This is a genomic window from Paractinoplanes abujensis (assembly GCF_014204895.1).
GTDB classification, from domain to species: domain Bacteria; phylum Actinomycetota; class Actinomycetes; order Mycobacteriales; family Micromonosporaceae; genus Actinoplanes; species Actinoplanes abujensis.
In genome coordinates, this window is sequence record NZ_JACHMF010000001.1 from 267,865 (window position 1) to 287,202 (window position 19,338).

General features: G+C 70.1%; 9 protein-coding genes. 2 read left to right on the top strand and 7 right to left on the bottom strand.

The features are described from left to right. Positions 1-5: 5 nt before the first annotated feature. The 7 genes from BKA14_RS00930 to BKA14_RS00960 all read right to left on the bottom strand — a co-directional run bounded on the left by BKA14_RS00930 (position 6) and on the right by BKA14_RS00960 (position 13,939). Positions 6-2,738 (bottom strand): alpha-amylase family glycosyl hydrolase, encoded by a 2,733-nt coding sequence (locus BKA14_RS00930; protein ID WP_184949046.1) that lies wholly within the window; start codon positions 2,736-2,738, stop codon positions 6-8. After that, entirely contained in the window at positions 2,738-5,062 is a 2,325-nt protein-coding gene (locus tag BKA14_RS00935) for a glycoside hydrolase family 31 protein (protein WP_203722295.1), read from the bottom strand. Before BKA14_RS00935 ends, BKA14_RS00930 begins: the two co-directional genes overlap by 1 nt. A 152-nt stretch (positions 5,063-5,214) precedes the next feature. Continuing rightward, entirely contained in the window at positions 5,215-7,902 is a 2,688-nt protein-coding gene (locus BKA14_RS00940; protein ID WP_311776097.1) for a putative bifunctional diguanylate cyclase/phosphodiesterase, read from the bottom strand. Beyond that, complete coding sequence (locus tag BKA14_RS00945; RefSeq protein ID WP_184949047.1) at positions 7,788-9,287, bottom strand: S8 family serine peptidase; 1,500 nt, start codon at positions 9,285-9,287, stop codon at positions 7,788-7,790. Before BKA14_RS00945 ends, BKA14_RS00940 begins: the two co-directional genes overlap by 115 nt. A gap of 123 nt (positions 9,288-9,410) precedes the next feature. Beyond that, on the bottom strand, positions 9,411-10,244 hold the full coding sequence (locus tag BKA14_RS00950) for a class I SAM-dependent methyltransferase (RefSeq protein WP_203722296.1): 834 nt from the start codon (positions 10,242-10,244) through the stop codon (positions 9,411-9,413). Then, positions 10,225-10,392, bottom strand: a complete 168-nt coding sequence (locus BKA14_RS00955; RefSeq protein ID WP_184949048.1) for a hypothetical protein — start codon at positions 10,390-10,392, stop codon at positions 10,225-10,227. Before BKA14_RS00955 ends, BKA14_RS00950 begins: the two co-directional genes overlap by 20 nt. A 307-nt stretch (positions 10,393-10,699) precedes the next feature. Then, positions 10,700-13,939, bottom strand: coding sequence for a GH92 family glycosyl hydrolase (locus BKA14_RS00960; RefSeq protein WP_184949049.1), 3,240 nt, complete (start codon positions 13,937-13,939; stop codon positions 10,700-10,702). A 375-nt stretch (positions 13,940-14,314) separates the two neighbouring features. Between BKA14_RS00960 and BKA14_RS00965 the strand changes: the two genes are divergently transcribed. Both BKA14_RS00965 and BKA14_RS00970 read left to right on the top strand, forming a co-directional pair. Then, positions 14,315-15,439, top strand: a complete 1,125-nt coding sequence (locus BKA14_RS00965; RefSeq protein WP_239092838.1) for a multicopper oxidase domain-containing protein — start codon at positions 14,315-14,317, stop codon at positions 15,437-15,439. Further along, positions 15,436-19,335: a ThuA domain-containing protein gene (locus BKA14_RS00970; RefSeq protein ID WP_239092840.1), complete on the top strand. Its 3,900-nt coding sequence runs from the start codon at positions 15,436-15,438 to the stop codon at positions 19,333-19,335. The genes BKA14_RS00965 and BKA14_RS00970 overlap by 4 nt, the downstream gene beginning before the upstream one ends. The last annotated feature ends 3 nt before the right edge of the window (positions 19,336-19,338 follow it).

The following is a 19,338-nucleotide window of genomic DNA, read 5'->3' on the forward strand; positions in this document are numbered from 1 at the left end:
GGCGGTCAGCTGGTCGGGGGAGCGGCGGTGTAGACGGCGGGGTCGCCCTGTTTGAGCCAGATCTGCGGGTTGTCGATCGGGGTGAAGGTGCGGTCGCCGCCCGGTTCGCGGGTTGCCGGGACGGTGTCGCCGTTGGGCAGGTGCATGATGAAGTTGACCGGCTTGGTGTCGTCGGCCAGCGGGATCTCGTAGGTGGCCCAGCCGCCCTCGACGCGGGTGACCGGCCACGGCTTGTCCCACGCGATCTGGGCCTGCACGGCCGGGTCGACGGCGTCGCCCCACAGGTGCAGGCCCCAGCCGGTGTAGTCGCCGGCCGGGCGGTAGTAGTGCACCGTGGCCGTGGTCAGCGGGGGACCGGCGTAGCGGACCGTGCGGATCGGGCTCACCACTTCGGGGTCGCTGAGCACGGCCCGGTAGCGGATCTGGGTGCCCGCGGCCAGGTTGAGCGGGGCCAGGTCGTCGAACACCGTGTACGCCGGGGACGATTCGTCGCGGCCGATGGTCGTCCAGGCGCCGCCGGCGATGCTGCGCTGGAAGCGGACCACGTGGCCGGCCCGCTCGGGGTCGGCCACCGCCCGCACTTCGATCCGGCCGCGCACGTTGGCGTTCTCGGCCGGGGCCTCGATGGTCAGCGACGGCGCCGGCACGCGGGCGTCGCGGGCCGAGCTGGCGCGGGAGTGCCCGGCGTTGTCGAGCACGACGGCCTTGTACTCCACCCGCGTTCCGGCGCGCAGACCGGAGACGTCGTGGAACACCCGGTAGGGCGCGTTGTCGTCGGTGCCGATCGGCGTCCAACCACCCTTCCCCGTACGGGCGTAGAACGTGACCTCGGCGAACGAGGCGTTCGAAAGCGTGGCCGAGACCTGCATGCGGCCCCGCGACTCGGCCGAGGGAGCCGGCGCGGCCAGCGACACGCCCGGGGCGGCCGGCGAGGCGGGGATCCGGCCCGCCGAGGCGTAGACGACGGCCGACAACGGCGGCACGGTCACGGTGAGCGTGCGGTCGGCGGCCGATGTGGCCGTGGCCGGCCCGGTGCCGTAGATGCGAGAGAAGCTTCCCCGGGCGATGTAGGTGGGTACGGCCGCTGTCTGAGCCGACGTGCTGTTGTTCAGGGCGACCACGAACTCGCGCTGGCCGGTGCGCGAGAACGCGTAGATGCCGGGACCGGAGGCGGCGTACCGGTGCTGATGCGCGCCGTCCCGCAGCGTCGGATATCGGGAGGTCAGCGCGGCCAGGGCGGAGATCCCCGCGTACAGGGGATGGCCGGTGACGAAGTTGTCCTGACTGTGCGTGGCCGCGGTGCCGATCAGGTCGTCGTCCAGATACTCCGGCACGCGGCTGGCGAACATGGTCTGGCGGGCGTCCTGGTCGCCGCCGGGGCCGGTGAAGCCCTGCTCGTCGCCGTAGTAGACGACCGGGTTGCCGCGTGCGAAGTACATCAGCTCGTGGGCGAGCCGGTCGCGGGCCAGCCACACGGCGTCACCGGCGCCCGGGTTGTCGGCCTGCACGAAGCTGCCGATCCGGCCCATGTCGTGGTTACCGAGGAACGTGGGCAGCTGGTAGACGTTGGAGTCGGCGTCGGTGTACCAGTCGTCGCCGGCGAAGAACTGCCCCAGCGCGGCCGCCGACTGTCCCTTGGAGGCGTAGTTGCGGGCCGCTTCCTGGAACGGGAAGTCGAGCACCGCCTGCATCTTGTTGCGGGTGGTGAACTGCGACGTGTAGCTCTTCGAGGTGTCGAAGACCTCGCCGAACATGAAGAACTCGGATTTGCCCTGCTGACGGGCGTAGGACAGCACCTCCGGCCCGAACTTCTGCCAGAACTCGTCGTTGACGTGCTTCATGGTGTCGATCCGGAAGCCGTCGACGCCGAAGTCACCGATCCACCGCTTGTAGACGTCGATCATGCCGTTGACGACGCGCGGGTGTTCGGTGAACAGGTCGTCCAGGCCGAAGAAGTCGCCGTACAGCGAGTTCTCGCCGGCGAACGTGGTGTCACCCCGGTTGTGGTAGAGCGTGGTGTCGTTGAGCCAGGCCGGCACCTTGAGGTTCTTCTCGGCCTCGTCCAGCACCGGCCGGTACGGGAACGACACGGCCGGGTCGAGCTTCGGGAAGGTTGCCTTGCCCGCGTAGTCGCGGTCGTCGAACGGGCGCCCCGAGGCCGTCTTGTACGGCGCGACGTCCTTGGCGACGTACGGCTGACGCGCCCCCGACTCGTAGCCGATGACGTCGGCGGTGTGGTTGGTGATGATGTCGAAGTAGACCTTCATTCCCCGCTGGTGGGCCGCGTCGATCAGCGACTTGAGCTCGGCGTTGCTGCCCAGGTGGGGGTCGATCTGGGTGAAGTCGGTGATCCAGTAGCCGTGGTAGCCGGCCGACGGGCCGTCCTCCAGCTGCACGGCTTTGTTCTTGAAGCTGGGCGTGAGCCAGATCGACGTCGTGCCCAGGCCTTTGATGTAGTCGATGCGGCGCAGCAGCCCGGCCAGGTCGCCGCCGTTGTAGAAACCCTTCTTGGCCGGGTCGAACCCCGAGACCAGCGGGTCGGCGCCGAGGCCGCCCTGGTCGTTAGCGGTGTTGCCGTTGTCGAAGCGGTCGGCCATGACGAAGTAGAAGTTCTCGTCGGTGACCGGGGCCCGCAGGGAGTGCCGGCCGGGCAGCCCGCCACCGGACGCGGCGGCGGGCGCGCTGATCATCCCGCCGGCCAGCACGGCCACGAGAGCTGAGGAAAGTCTTCTGAACATCAATTCTCCTGGGAGAGCAGGATCTCACCGAGGGCGGTGAGCAGGGTGTCGTCCAGGTCGAAGGACTGCAGGACCGTCAGCGGCCGGGCCGACTCGACGGCCTCGAGCACCCGGGTCTTGGTCGCGTACTCGATCTGCGCCCGGTCGAGCAGCGCGAAGATCAACCCGCGGACGTCGTTGCGGCGCAGGCCGGGCCGGGCGCCGACGGTGATGCGTAACGTGGCCGTAGCAGGCACGTCTCGTACCGTAATCGATGTTCGAGTTTCACCGCGGTGAATCTCCGCCGGGACTGGCAGGTCGTCCACGGTCGCCACCGGATCGACGCCGGTGAGTGCCGGAAAGGTGGTTGTCCAGGTGCGGCCGGCCGGTCCGGGCCCGGCCGCGAACTCCCCGGCGTCCTGCCGCCAGCGCAGCGGCGTCACGCCCGAGTCCTCGATCAGGTCGAACGAGCCGTCCGCACCCGCCACGACCAGCACCTCGAGGTGTGCGGGCTCGACCGGGTCGTTGCCCGGCCCGGCCTCGCCGTCCAGCGGCACGATGGCCCCGCTCGTGGCCAGCACGGGGATGGTGCTCAGGTCGCGGTGCAGATAGAGGGTGCGGTCGCCGTCGTAGACGAGGTCGGTCAGCACGTCGACCCACGTGCCCGCGGGCAGCCACGCCCTGACCCGGCCCAGACCCGTGGCGCGGTCAGCGGGCGCGGTGATGGCCGCAACGACCAGCGACGAGCCGAACTGGTACTGGTTCGGAACCTCGTACGCCGCCTCGGTGGCGGGGGCCCGGTAGTACATGGGCAGCACCAGCGGCAGCCCGGCCTGCGCGTTCATCGTGTGCAGGTACGGCACGAGCCGGTGCCGCAGCCGCAGGAAGTCCGTCATGACCTCGCGCGCCGGCGACGGGAACGCCCACGGCTCCTTGTGGATGAACGGGTTGCGGGTCGAGTGCAGCCGCAGGATCGGCGAGAAGCAGCCGAACTGCACCCACCGCGTGGCCAGCTCGTCGTCGCGGACGCCGTCCAGGTGCCCGCCGATGTCGTGACTCCACCAGCCGTACCCGATGTTGGCCGCGGTCGCCGTGAAGTGGGGCTGGAAGGCGAGCGAGGCCCACGAGATGACGGCGTCGCCGGAGAAACCCACCGGGTAGCGGTGACTGCCCGGCCCGGCGTACCGGGAGAAGGTCAGCGACCCGTTGTCGAGGAAGTGGAAGTGGTTGAGCATCCACAGCGGGTCGATGCCGGCCACCCGCGAGTGCGGCCCGGACTGCCAGTCCAGCCACCAGAAGTCGACCCCGTCGGCCTCCAGCCCGCGGTGCAGCACCTCGAAGTAGGCGGTCAGGAAGCGCCGGTCGGTGACGTCGAAGGCGATCGGCTCGCCCGTGGACGGGTCCCGGCCGAGTGCCGCGGCCATGGCCGGATAGGCGTCCTCGTACGCCCGTACGCCGTCGGCCGGATGCACGTTGAGCGTGACGCGCAACCCCCGGTCGTGCACCCGCTCGAGGAACTCCGCGGGCTCGGGGAACAGCGAGCGGTTCCAGGTGTAGCCCGTCCAGCCGCTGCCGTACCGGGGGTCCACGTCGGTCAGGTGCCAGTCCATGTCGATCACGCCGACCGAGAACGGCAGCCCCTCGTCGCGGAACCGGTCGAGCAGGGCCAGGTATTCCTGGTCGGAGTAGGCGTGGAACCGGCTCCACCAGTTGCCCAGCGCCCACCGGGGCACGACCGGTTGCGGCCCGGAGACGGCGTAGAACGCCCGCAGTGCCTCCGCGTAGTCGTGACCGTACGCGAACACGTACAGGTCGATGCGGTTGACGTTGTCGGCGCTGACCCAGCCCTCGGCGTCGAAGAGGAACGACCGCGAGTCGTCGACCACCGCATAGCCCGTACGCGAGACGACTCCCGGTTCGAGGGGGATCGCCCCGTCCGCGTTGTCCAGGGTGCGGGCCGTACCTCCGAGGTCCTCCGGGGCCTGCCCGTAGCGCCAGACCGAGTGGTAGTTGCTGATGCCGCCGCCCACCGCCAGGCTCAGCCCGCTGGTGGTGAACGGCCCCCGGTCGTACGTGAGCCGGAAGCGCGACGTGACCACCTCGAGCTCGTGCTCGCCGTCGAGCACCCGGAACTCGGGCACGGGCAGCTCGCGGTGGACGGCGAACGTGGACGCGCGGTCCTCGAAGACACCGTCGCCGGCGTATTCGAGGCGGACCAGGCCGTCGGTCAGCACGGTGATCCGGTAACGATCACCCTGGACCACGGCCCGCGGGTCGGCTACGGGACGCATCACCGGACCGCCGGCAAGCCGCCGGCCGACCTCGCGCCACCGACGAACTGTCACGTCGGTTCACCTCCTCGAGACTCTGGGCGCCTTGAACAGCGCCGCCGCCGGCACGCCGGCTGATCGAAAGATGTGACCAGCATCGGTGCCACGGCCACGAGCAGCAACGGGAAGGTGAGGCGGTGGGCGGGGAACCCGTTCGATCCTGTCGATCAGCGCGGCCGGCGTGAGCCGGTGAGGATCAGCCCCGCCGCCGGGGTCTCGGGCCAGGACGCCAGCCAGGCGGAGAAGTCCTCCGAGGACAGCGGCCGGGCGACGTAGTAGCCCTGAACCGAGTCGCAGCCCAGGTCGCGCACGTGGTCGAACTCGGCCCGGGTTTCGACGCCCTCGACCACCACGTGCAGGCCGAGGGCGTGGCCCAGCTGCTGGGCGGCCGCGATCACCGCCTGTTTGCCGCGGTGATGCGGGAGGTCGTCGACGAAACTCTTGTCGATCTTGAGCTCTTGCACCGGGAGCTCGGTCAGCCGGCTCAGCGACGACTGGCCGGTGCCGAAGTCGTCGACCGACAGGCGCACACCCAGGCCGCGCAGCGCGTGCAGGACCCGTACGCCGGCGGTGGGGTCGGCGATGAGGCCGCTCTCGGTGATCTCCAGGGTGAGGGCCGTGGCGGGCACGTCGTGGCGGCTCAGGGCCCGCTCGACCACGTCGAGGAGCACCGTGTGGTCGCTGAGCATCTGGGGTGACAGGTTGACCGCCACCGACAGCTGATGGCCGGCTCGCCGCCAGGAGGCGCACGCGGTGAGGGCCGAGTCGAGCATGTGCTCGGTCAGGGGTGCGATGAGGCCGGTGCGCTCGGCCAGCGGGATGAACTCGTCGGGGCGTACGGGACCGTCGGACCGCGACCACCGCGCTAACGCCTCGGCGCCGATCACCTGTCCGGTCGTCGCGTCGATCTTGGGCTGATAGGCCGCCTGGACGAGGTTCTGCTCGACGGCGAGGCGCAAGTCGGTCAGCAGGGCCAGCCGTCGTGGAGTGTCCTGGTCGTCCTCGGGAGCGTAGACGTGCACACCCGCACGGGCCTGCTTGGCCACGTACATCGCGACGTCGGCGCGCTGCAGCAGCCGGTCCGGGTCGGTGCCGTGCCGCGGCGCGAGGCACACCCCGATGCCGGCCTGGGTGTGCAGGGCGAGGCCGGACACCGCGGTCGGCTCCTCGAGCATCTCGTGCAGTTCGGCCGCCAGGGCCAGGACGCCCGCCTCCGAGGTCGCCGCGGTGATCAGGCCGAACTCGTCGCCGCCGAGCCGGGCCACGCGGGCCCGGTCGCCCAGCCGGGCCTGGATCCGATGACCGACCTCGCGCAGAACGTCGTCGCCGATCGTGTGCCCGAGGGCGTCGTTGATCTCCTTGAACCGGTCCAGATCCAGCAGGACCACACCCACCTGCAGGGCCGCGTCGCGGTGGTCCCGCAGCGCCTCTCCGAGGTCGGCGAGCAGCTTGCGGCGGTTGGGCAGGCCGGTCAGGGCGTCGTGCAGGGCGCTGTGGCTGAGCTGCTGCACCAGCTGGGCGTTGGTCAGCGCGACGCCGGCGTGCCCGGCCAGCGCTTCCAGCAGCCGCAAATGATCGCCGCCGAACGTCTCGATGTCGGGCAGGCTCCGCGTGACGGCCAGCACCGCCCCGGTGGCGCCCAGGGGCACGGGCGCGGCCATCGCGTCGTCCGGGCCGCCCGGCAGCATGATCGACTCGCCGCGAACGGCCGGTTCCCACCATGCGTCCGCCGGCACGTCGGTGCGTGTCTCGTACGTGCGCTCGCCGGTGAGCGACATGCGGGTACGGCTGTGGTCACCGGGCACGATCAGTTCCGCCGTCTCGGCCCGGACCAGATCGCGGACCTGACTCAGCACCTCGTGGGTCACCGCGGTGGCGTCGTGGGCATCGCCGACCGCCCGGGTGAAGCGGTAGAGCGCCTCCACCTGCGCGTGCCCCTGGGTCTGCTGGGAGTAACGCCGGAAGACCAGGTAGACGGCGAAGGCCAGGATGCCCAGCAGCACCGCGGCGGCGAGCTGATCGCGGATCACGATCGCGGTGATCAGGCCGAGCGTCGTGGTCACGACCACCAGCGGGAGTTGCAGGACGTTGCGCAGATCGGCGCTCAGCAACCGGCGCCACTCCTCGGTGTCGTCGTGCAAGGCGATCACGGCGCTGATCAGGACGACGGAGATGAGGTCGGCGGCCAGCGTCGCCACGAAACAGCTCAGCCAGCCGCGCGGGCCCAGCGGATCGGCCGAACCGGCGAGCACGTGGAACAGCAGTCCCGCGGCTGCGGCCTGGGTGCCGTACAGGGCCGTGTTGAAGGCCAGTTTGGTGCCGCGCTGGCCGCTCAACACGGTCAGGCCCGCGATGCCGCCGATCACCCGCACCAGCACCAGCACGGCCGGAGCCATCGTGACCAGGCCCAGCACCAGGGGGATCTCACTGAGGCTGATCGTGTGGGACCCTCGCCGCACCGGGAAGGTGACGGTGAACCGTTCGGTGACGGCGAACAGCATCGCGATGGCGGCCAGCTGCGGCCAGCTCTGCCCGGAGGCCCACGGGTGCTGACGCAGCAGGATGACCACGACCAGGGTCGTGAAGAGCGTGAGACCGGCCGTGAGCAGGCCGGTGCGGCCGGCCGCGGACAGCCGCCACACACCCGTCATCGGCGGATCTCCTCGTCGCTCGCCCGCCTCCTCCCCATCGGCAGCGGCCGGGACGGAATGAGCATCCCGTCCCGGCCGGCTGATCCGATCTAACTCCAGGAGGCCGACGACCAGTCGTCGCTCGACCAGGAACGGCCCGACCACGTCCCGGCCGTCCACGACCGGCCGGTCCACCGGCGGCCGGTCCACGACGAGTCGTTCCACGCCGAGTTCGCGCTCCACGGCGCGCTGTCCGACCAGGCCGCCGCAGCCCAGGTGCGGGACGCCCACGAGGTACCGGTCCAGCCGTCACCGGCGAGCCGGTTGCCCATCCAGACGCCGCCCGCCCAGGAGGTGCCGCTCGCGCTGCGGGCCGCCCAGGTGGTGCCGGGCAGGTTGCCCCAGACGCTGCGCTGGCCCGACAGCGGCGCGTTGTCCATCATCAGCCGGCTGTCGCCGCGGGAGTTGTCGAGCGTGCCGGCGCCGTTGGAGCGCGTCCAGGCCTGGGCCGGGGTCACGACGGTGGTGCGGGCCAACGCGCCGTTCACACTGATCTCCTGCAGCCCCAGGGTGGCGGCGAGCCCGTTGGGCACCCGCACCGACCCCTTCACCAGCCAGTTCTTGATCTGGTCGGGGGTCGCGGACGGCTTCGCCTGCAGCAGCAGGGCCACGGCGGCCGAGGTGACCGCGGCCGCCTGCGAGGTGCCGCTGCCCCGGAACAGGGTTTCGCCCGAGCGGGCACCCGGGTTGTAGGTGTCGATGTACGAGCCGGGGTCGCGCAACGACAGGATGGAGACGCCGGGCGCGAGCACGTTGATCTGCTTGCCGCCGACGCCCAGGTTGGTGAACGTGGTCAGCTGGTCGTCGGCCGCGCTGACGGTGCCCTTGGTGTCGGCCGCGCCGACCGTGAGGACGTAGTCGTCCGACGCCGGGTTGGCCAGGGAACCGGCGCCGTTGCCGTCGTTGCCGGCCGCGGCGACCACGACGATGCCGGCCTGCCAGGCCTTCTCCACCGCGAACCCGAGCGGATCGTTCCAGGTGTTCGGCGTGCCGCCGGAGCCGTACGACAGGTTGATGACCTTGATCGGGTTGGCCGGGTCGTCGTTGCGGTGCTTGACGACCCAGTCCACGGCCGCGATGACCTGGGTGACGTCCACGGCCCCGTTGGCGGTGCCGACCTTGATCGAGGTGAGCTTGGCGCCCGGCGCGAGCCCCTTGGTGCCGGTGGCCGTGTCGTTGCCGACGATGATCCCGGCCATGTGGGTGCCGTGCCCGAACGTGTCGAGGTAGCGCAAGTCGGATGCCTGCGACTCCATCGACAGGTCGGGGCCGTTGACGATCTGCGCGGCGGGCAGCCCGCTGACCGGGGCCACTCCCGTGTCGATCAGGGCGACGCCGACACCCTTGCCGGTCAGCGTGGCCGCGGCGCCGGTGTCCGCCCCGATCATCGCGCGAACCTGCTTGAGGGTGGTCGCCTGCACGGTGGCCGCCGACCCCAGCCAGCTCGCCCACCGGCTCGACGGTCCGGCCGCCGCGGCGGGGACTGCTCCGCCGCCGAGCGAACCGACCCCGAGCGCCAGCGCCATCGTCCAGGCGCTGCTCTTCCTCATCCGGCCCATGGCCACCCCGCTGTCTCTCGATGCTGAGCGACTCCATCGGCCGGGTGGTGCCGGCCTGAAGAGAAATCCGCGCGTGACGGAGCCGACAGAGCCGTCCCCGTCAGCGAGCAGGCCTCAGGCCCGCGCGGTCACCAGCCAGCAGGCGGCGGTGAAGCGTACGTCCGCGCCGTGCACGTAGGGGTCGAACGCGGGCCGGACCGTCTCGATGACCTGAGCGCGGGTCTCGGCGTCGACGGCGGGCAGGGCCAGGCCGACCGGGCCGAGCCGGGTGAAGTAGCCGATCAGGTCGGTTTCGGCGAACGTGCACCGGACGTCGAGGGGCTCGACGCTGATGTCGGTCCAGCCCGCGGCGGCGAGGATGCCGTGGGTGCGGGGGCCGTCGGCCAGGCCGAACTGGCCCGGGCCGGTGGGCCGGCGTGGGGGCATGGCGGGCAGCAGGGGTGCGGCGGCTTGCTCGGCGGCCGTCATGAACGGGTTCTCCTCGATGCTCCGCCACGCCACGAACGTCAGCGACGCGTCGGCAGTGGCGGCGCGGCGCAGGTTGGCGAAGGCGCGGACGGGGTCGTCGAAGAACATGACCCCGAAGCGCGACATGACGGCGTCGAAAGTGTCCGGGGCGAACTCGTGCTCCTGCACGTCGGCGCGGAGGAACGTCGCCCTGCCGCCGCGGGCCCGGGCGGCCTCCAGCATGGGCTCGGAGATGTCGGCGCCCACGCATGCGGCGCCGGGTCCGAGGCGCGCCGCCAGGGCGACCGTCGTGGCGCCGGTGCCGCAGCCGACGTCGAGCACGCGCGTGGGCCGCCGGGCGCTCACGGCGTCCACCAGCAGCTCCTCCAGCGGCCGGTACATCCCGTCCATCAGTGCCTGCGTCTCGACCCAGGCCTGACCGGAGGGGCCGTTCCAGCGGGCGGCGCCGCCGTATCCGGGGTCAGGCGGGGTGGGGGTCACGGTGGCCGGGGTGGCGGGGCTCGGTGTCCACCGCGAACGGGTCGCGCAGCTGCCGCATGGCCGCCTCGCCGCGGTCGGCGGTGTGCGGGGCGGACTGTTCGTCGTCCGCGGGACGCGGGGCGAGGAACTGGGTGGGGGTGACAGGCATGTGGGGCCTTCCTCGAACGGTGTGGCGCGGACCGTGTTCCCTCGCGCCCACCGGGTGAAACGGGGGATCGCACGCCGTCTGCGGGCGTGGATCGGAGTGGGTGGTCGACTGGCCTCGGCCGGTGCCGCAGCGGCACGACGGATGAGCGGCTGCGCCGTCTCGATCGGAACCGACATGCGAGCTGATCTGCCGTCAGCTCGTCGTTTTCGCAGCCCTGCGTCTTTCCGGTCCGTACGACGACAAGATGTCGACGGAACTGGAAAGAAATGACCTCCGAGAACGTAGCACAGAAACCGGTTCCGGCCACTCAGGCGAGCAGCTCCCACTCGGCCAGTTGGGTGGCGGCGGCGCCGTGGTTGGCGGTGATCTGCAGGCGGTAGCGGGAGTAGGCAGTGGTGTTGGGGATGACGAAGGCTCGCGTCTGCCGCCGGTCGGCGAAGTCGAGGCCGGCCCGGGTGTCGACCGTGGTCCAGGTGGTGCCGTCGTTGGAGCCTTGCAGCGCCCAGCTGCGGGGGTCGCGTTCGGGGACGTCCTCGGCCGACGTGAGGGTGTACTGCTTGACGGCGGCCGCGGTGGGCAGGCGGTATTCGAGCGTGGCCGTGTTCGCGAACGTCAGCCACTTCGTCAGGGACGTGTCGTCGACCAGCTTGGCCGCGGTCTCGGTGGGCGCGTTCTCGCCGGTGGCGGTGACCGTGCCGCCGGTCGCCCGGTCGGTGAGCGGGCGGGGTGCCGCGGTGCCGGTGGTCAGCGAGGGCGGGATGTCGCTCGCGCCCGTGCCCCACGAGGACGGCGACGGGCCCATCACGAAGGCGAGCGTGCCGCCGGCCTGCAGATCGGCGTGGGTCAGGTAGTTCTTCGAGTACGGGACGCCGTTGAGCGTGGCGCTCTGGATGTAGCGGTTCGTGTCGCTGACCCCGGGCGCCGAAACCGTGAAGGTGCGGCCGTTCTCCAGTGAGACAGTGGCCGAGGGGTGCAGGGGAGCACCGATCGTGTAGTCGGTGCTGCCCATCCGGGCCGGATAGAAACCGAGCGCGCTGAACACGTACCAGGCCGACATCTGACCGTTGTCCTCGTCGCCGAGATAGCCGCCGCCGTTGCCCGCGCCGGAACCGTAAAGCTTGGTCAGCACATCCCGTACGCGATTCTGGGTCTTCGCCGGCGTGCCGGCGTAGTTGTACATGTAGAGCATGTGGTGAATCGGCTCGTTGGGGTGGGCGTATTGGCCCATGTTGGTGTCGTAGGCCTCGCGCATCTCGTGGATGACACCGCCGTAGGAGCCGGGCAGGTACTCGCGGGAGGCGGCGAGGACCGAGTCGATTTTCGCCGACAGCTGGGCCCGCCCGCCGTACAGGTTGGCCATTCCCTGCGGGTCCTGCGGGGCCGGCGTCACGTAGTGCCAGGGCGCGCCCTCGGTGAATTCGTAGCCCCATTCGTTCGGTTTGAAGGCCGAGTCCGCCGTACGCCAGGAGCCGTTGGACTGCTTGCCGCGGAAGAACCCGGTCGACGCCGAATACAGGTTGGCGTAGTCGAGGGCCCGGTTCTCGAAGTAAGCGGCGTCCTCGGTGAATCCGAGCGCCTTACCCAGCTGCGCGAGGCCGAAGTTGTTGTTGGCGTCCTCCAGCGTCCACGAGGCCGATTCTCCCCGTACGTCGGTGGGCACGTACCGCTTGAACGTGGACACCTCGATACCCTTGCGCCCGCGCGACCCCGACGACGAGTAGACCGCTGCGTTCTTCACCATCGAGGCGTACGCGGCCCGGTAGTCGAAGTTCCGCACGCCCTTCACGTACGCGTCGGCGAAGGCCAGGTCCTGGTTGGTGCCGACCATGATGTCGATGTAGCCGGGGCCGGACCAGCGGGGTGTCCAGCCGCCGTTCTTGTAGGCGTTGACGAATCCGTCGAGCATTTCGCCCGTACGGGTGGGGGAGAGCAGCGTGTAGAGCGGCCAGACCGCCCGGGCCGTGTCCCAGAAGCCGTTGTTCACGTACATCTGCCCGTCGTGCACCTGGTTGTCGTACGGGCTGAAATAGCGTCGCACGCCGTTCACTGTCTCCGACATGTTGTTCGGGTACATGAAGGCTCGATACATGTTCGAGTAGAACGTCACCAGCCGGTCGGTCGTGGCGCCGTCGATGCGCACCTTGCCGAGTGTGGAGTCCCAGAGCGCCGCGGCCTCCTCGCGTACGGAATCGAAGCTTTTCGCCCCCACCTCCTGCGACAGGTTGGCCGTGGCCTGCGCGACGCTGATGTACGAGGTGGCCATTTTCAGCGTCACCTGCTCGTCGGCCGCGGTGGCGAACCGGATCCAGCTCGTCACACCCTGCCCGCTCACGGTGCCGGTCGCGGTGATGGCCTTGTCCACGGTGGCCGAGAAATACAGCCGTGGCCCCTTGTGGTCGAGGTAGCCGGTGATCGTGCGGGCGCCCGCATTGACCGTGATCGACCCACCCACCTTGTCGATGGTGTCGAACACGATGACCGACTCCGATCCGGCCGGGTACTGGAAGCGCATCACGCCGGCGTGGTCGGTGGGGCTCATCTCGGCCGTGATCCCGTACGTGTCGAGCCGGGTCTTGTAGTAGTGCGCCCGGGCCACCTCGTTGCCGTGGCTGAACGTGGATTTGCGCGCGTCAGGTGTCGTCTTGATGGACCCGGTCGTCGGCATCACCTGCAACTGGGCATAGTCGCCGATCCAGGGGCTGGGTTCGTGGCTGACGGCGAAGCCCTGCACGGTTGTCGCGTTGTACTGGTAGAGCCAGCTGTCGCTGTTGCCGTTCGTGACGGGCGTCCAGAAGTTGAAGCCGTTGGGCACGGTCGTGCCCGGGAACGTGTTGCCGCGCGAATAGCTGACGTCGGAGTTCGAGCCGCGGCGGGTGTCGACCAGATCGGACAGGCGGGTGGCGGGGACGTCGGCGGTGACGGCCAGATCGTCGAGGTAGCCCCGGAACGTGCCCGTGTTGGCCGGCTGGTCGTAGCCGATCAGGATCCGGTCGACCGTCCTGCCCGCCGCCCACTGCCCGATGGCCGAGCTCACGAAGTTCCACCGGTCGAAACCGAGGACGGACCCGTTCCCCTGGTACGCGGGGTGCAGCCGGACGCCGTTCTGATCGACCGCGCCCGTGTCGCGCAGGCGGCTGCCGTCGGTGAAGACCAGATCGACGGCGACGTCGAGGTGGCCGCCGGACTGCGGATAGAGCCAGTACGACAGCGTGGTCGCCGCGGTGACGGGGAGGTCGACGTCGAAGAGCCGGTTGTACGAGTACGACGCGGTGGAGCTCGTGTCGTTGCCCGAATACATCAGCGCGGCGGCGCCGGTGTGCGCGGTCTCGCTGCGCGGGGCGCTCTCCATGCCGGGCAGGCCGCAGCAGTAGCCGCCGACGCCGGCGCTGCTCTCGACGCTGTTCTGCCAGGTGGGTGCGGGATCGCCGGTCTCGAAGCCGGTCACGAAGTCGCCCGGGGCCGCGACGGCCGGCGGGGCGGCGACCGTCAGGCCCAGGCCGGCGGTCAGCAGGAGGGTGGCGAGCCAGGGGAGGAGGCGTGGGCGCATGGCGTGACCTGCCGTTCGCATGCTGATCACGGGTGGGGTCCGTGACAACGTTGTCAAGTTTCGGGATAGTAAACACGGCCATGGACCTGCGTCAATGAATAGGGATCGACCGGCTCCGATCGTCCACTTTCGTCGCCGGAACCTTTACTTTCATCGATGTGAGTCATAAGTTGCTCACATCAGACCGAAGTTTTGATTCTTCTGAGAAAAGTCCGTAACACGCGCACGGGCGGCTGGGTGGCGGCCCCGGTCCGGGCGTAGCGGTGCTGTGCCTTGGCAGGCGGGGCGCGATCCCCGACCGGGTCCGCACCTGCCCGCTCTTCTTCAGACGTGGGCGTCCCGGTCCTTCGTGGCCGGCGGCGCGGGAGGACGCGAATGAACGATGACAACGTTGTCGGCCGGGCCCTGCGCAGGTGGGGCCGGGGCATGACATTGAACCGCGATGACCTCGCAGGCGGCCGAACGGCCGAGGGGGGCGGCGAGCCGCAGCAGCTGCGCCGGCGCTCCCTGCTCGCGGCCGCGGGCGTCCTCGGTGTCACCGGCGGCGCGGTCGCGGTCGCGACGACGACCCGGTCCGAACCGGCCCAGGCCGCCGAGGGCGTCACCAAGCGGATCACGATCTACGCCGTCGCGTTGCCCGGCAACCAGTTCGGCTACGGCCTGACCCCCGACACCGCGACCATCCCCGGGCCGGTCCTCGAGATGTACGAGGGCGACACGCTCGAGATCACCCTGGTCAACACGACCAACCAGCGGCTCTCGATCCACCCGCACGGTGTCGACTACAGCACCGACTCGGACGGGGCGCCGTTCAACAACTCGTTCAACGCCCCCGGCGAGACCCGCAAGTACGTGTGGCGCTCGCACGAGATGACCGCCACCAGCGGCCGGCGGTTCCTGCCCGGCAGCGCCGGCTACTGGCACTACCACGACCACGCGATGGGCACCGACCACGGGACCGCGGGCCTCATCAAGGGCCTGTACGGCGCCCTGATCGTGCGGCGGCGCGGCGACATCCTGCCCGACAAACAGTTCACCGTCGTGTTCAACGACCTGCAGATCAACAACAAGGTCGCCCCGAACACGCCGATGTTCGAGGCCAACCTGGGTCAGCGTGTCGAGTGGCTCGCCATCGGCCACGGCAACTTCTTCCACACGTTCCACCTGCACGCCCACCGCTGGGCCGACAACCGTACGGGATATCTCGAAGGCCCGTCCGACCCCAGCCCCGTCGTCGACAACAAGGACCTCAACCCGGGCAACTCGTTCGGCTTCCAGGTGCTGGCCGGCGACTCCGTGGGACCCGGCGCGTGGATGTACCACTGCCACGTGCAGTCCCACTCGGACACCGGCATGGCCGGCATCTTCCTCGTCCGCAACGCCGACGGCACCATGCCGCCCGGCGCCCAGGAGGCGATCGACCGCTTCAACGGCCACCAGCACGCGGCCGCCGCCAAAGCATCAGCGCAAACGCACGTCCACGGAGGGACTGGCTCATGAGGCTGAGACAAGCCGCCGCCATGGGGTTGGCCGCGGTACTGACCATCGGAGTCGCGCCACCACGAGACGCCGCGGCCCAGCAGGCGGCCGCGGCCGCTCCGGCCAAGCCGGGCGTGCTCGTCTTCTCGGGCGCCGCCGCGGCCCAGCAGGACCCGGTGGTCAAGGCGACCCAGACCATCCAGGAGCTGGCCACCGCGCAGGGCCTCGAGGCCACGGCCAGCACCGATCCCGCAGTCTTCAGCGCGAGCAGCCTGGCCCGGTACCGGGCCGTCGTGTATCTCTCGGCCGACGGTGTGACGCTCACCGGCGTACAGGAAACCGCTCTGAAAAGCTTCGTCAACGCGGGCGGCGGATTCCTCGGCATCGGCGACGCGGCCCGGGCCCAGCTCGACTCGACCTGGTTCACCGGCCTGATCGGCACCCGCCCGGCCGGCGCGATCCCCGTGGCCCACCCGGTCGCCGCGGTCACCGCCAGCGGCGAGAACCCGCCCAACGAGACCGCGCCCAAGCTCATCGACGGTGACGCCAACACCAAGTGGCTGGTGCGCACGCCGACCGGCTGGGCCCGCTTCGAGCTGGCCGCGCCGACCCGGATCACCGCGTACGCGCTGACGTCGGCCAACGACTCGTCGGGGCGCGACCCGAAGGACTGGAAGCTGCAGGGCTCGGCCGACGGGCAGGCCTGGACCGACGTGGACTCCCGCGCGGGACAGACGTTCCCGGACCGGTTCCAGATCCGCCGCTTCGACGTGGCGACCCCGGGCGAGTACAAGTTCTACCGGCTGAACATCACCGCCAACAGTGGCGAGCCGCTGACCCAGCTGGCCGACCTGCGGCTGTTCACCGGCACCACCGAGACACCGGCCCCGCCCGCGGTGGCCCGCTCGGTGGTCGACATCCTGGACCGGCAGCACCCCGCCACCGCGGGCCTGCCGCTGACCGTGACGCGCGAGGACCGCTGGTACAACTGGGAGACGAACCCGATCGGGCAGGTGCACACCCTGGCCCAGGTCGAGGAGCGGCACTACAACCCGGGCCTGGGCGCCAACGGCCCGTTCCACCCGATCTCGTGGTGCCGTGACTACGACGGCGGGCGTTCCTTCTACACCGGCATGGGCCACACCGAGGGCTCGTACGGAGAGGAAGCCTTCCGCAAGCACCTGACCGGCGCACTCGGCTGGACCAGCGGCATCACGCGCGGCGACTGCCAGGCCACGATCGCCTCGAACTACAAGGTCGAGAGGCTCACGGCGGCCAACCAGACCGGCCAGCTCGACCAGATCGGCGAGCCGCACGGTCTGACCATCGCGCCCGACGGCACGGTGTTCTACGTCGGCAAGGCGGCCTGCCCGACCGGGCCCGTCGTCCCGTGGACCGACCCCAACGTGGGCCTGGGCTGCGGCACGATCCACTCCTACGACCCGGCCACCAAGCAAGTCAAGCTGCTGACCACTTTGAAGGTCATGGGCAACCGGGGCAGCGGCGACGAGCTGCAGAAGAACGAGGAGGGGCTGCTCGGCATCGTGCCCGACCCCTCGTTCGCGCAGAACGGCCACCTGTACGTCTACTGGATGCCGCACGAGTCGATCGACCGCGAGAAGCGCATCGGTCAGCGGACGGTCTCCCGGTTCACCTACTCCGCCGCGAACCAGACCATCGACCAGGGCACCCGCAAGGACCTGCTGAAGTGGCCGGTGCAGATCCACAGCTGCTGCCACGCGGGTGGTGGCATGGCGTTCGACGACGACGGCAACCTGTACGTCGGTTCCGGTGACAGCAACTCGTCGCAGGGCTCGGACGGCTACTCCGGCAACAACTGGACGGCCGAGTACGCGGGCACGTCGTTCCAGGACGCCCGCCGCACGGCCGGCAACACGAACGACCTCAACGGCAAGATCATCCGTATTCACCCGGAGGCGGACGGCACCTACACGATCCCGTCGGGCAACCTGTTCCCGCCGGGGACGGCGAAGACCCGCCCGGAGATCTACGTGATGGGCGTGCGCAACATCGCCCGGCTGCAGATCGACGAGAAGAAGCAGTGGCTGACCGCGGGCTGGGTCGGACCGGACGCGGGTTCGCCGAACCCCGAGCTGGGCCCGGCCAAGTACGAGACTGCCACGATCATCACCGAGGCGGGCAACCACGGCTGGCCGTACTGCATGGGCAACCGGCAGCCGTACCGGGACCGCAGCAACACCGACGCCAAGGTGCTCACCGGCTGGTACGACTGCGACGCCCCGAAGAACGAGTCGCCGCGCAACACCGGCCTGACCGACCTGCCGCCGATCAAGGACAACATGATCTGGTACTCGCCCGACGGTGGCGGCCCGGTTTTCCCGAAGCGCGAGGGCAGCGACATCCCGACGTACAAGGCCGCGGACGCGACGTACACGCAGCCGTACCTGCGCGGCGGCGGCCAGGCCGTGATGTCGGGCCCGACGTACCACCGCGACCTGGTCGACCCCAAGTCGACCGTGGCGTGGCCGTCGTACTGGAACGACAAGTGGCTCATCGGGGACCAGTCGAACGCGGCCAACCGGGTCGCGGTCACCGTCACCGAGCCGGGTAAGCCGCCGGCGTTCGGCGAGTCGCTGCGAGCCCTCATCCCGGCCGGCGGCGGAGCCAACCAGCTGCAGTCGTGGATGGACGCCAAGTTCGGGCCGGACGGCGCGCTCTACATGCTCGACTACGCGGGTGGCTTCTTCAGCCTGCACCCCAACCAGAAGCTGATCCGGATCACCTACTCCGGTGGGGCGCCCACCCCGGCGCCGGCCGCGACGTCGACGGCGGTGCAGAACAAGCCGCTGACGATCGCGTTCAACGGTTCCCGCTCGGGCGGGTTGTCGTACAAGTGGACGTTCGGCGACGGCGGCACCTCGACCGAGGCCAACCCGACGCACACGTACGCCAAGGTCGGCAAGTACACGGCGACGCTGGTGGTGACCTACGCGGGCGGCACGACCTCGACCGTGACGACCACGGTTACCGTGGGCTGCGTCGTCGCCGACCCTTCGGCCACCGTACGGCTGGACGACGTGGACACCGGCGTGGCCAACCGGGTCGTCGGCGAGGGCTGCACGATCGACGACCTGATCGACGACGAGAGCACCTGGTCGACCCACGACGCGTTCGTCAGGCACGTCTCCGCGGTGACCGCGTCGCTCAAGGGTCTTGTGAGCGACCGTGAGGCGGGTGCCCTGACCCGGGCGGCGGCGTCCTCGAAGATCGGCACCGAGGGGCACACCGGCTACGTCTCGATCTTCAACGGCACGCCGGAGTCGCTGCAGGACTGGGCGCAGGCGCCGACCGGGCAGTTCGCGATCACGCCGGACGGGTCGCTGCGGCCCAGCGGCGGGCTCGGAATGCTGTACTACACCAAGCCGTTCCGGGACTTCTCGCTGACGCTGCAGTTCAAGGACGTCGCACCCGGCGACGGCCGCGCCAACACCGGCGTCTTCACCCGCTTCCCCGACCCCCGGATCCCGCTCGAGCAGCGGCCCGAGGGTTGCAGCACCGTCGGCTCGGCCCGCACCTCGCAGGCCTGGGTGGCCATCTACTGCGGCCACGAGATCCAGATCTACGACGGCGAGACCGGTGAGCCGCAGAAGACCGGCTCGATCTACAACTTCGACCCGAACCCGCTGAGCGCCGCGCGGCCCACGGCGAAGAACGTGTGGAACCGGTACGAGATCAAGGTCGTCGGCCAGCACTACACGATCATTCGGAACGGAGTCGTCATCAACGAGTTCGACAACACGCCCGGCAAGCAGTCCTCGCGGGCCGGTGACCCGCCGACCGACCAGCGGCAGTTCCTGGAAGGGCTGATCGGTCTGCAGAACCACGGCGACGCCGACATCGCCGAGTTCCGTGACATCCGGGTGCGTGCCCTGTGAAAC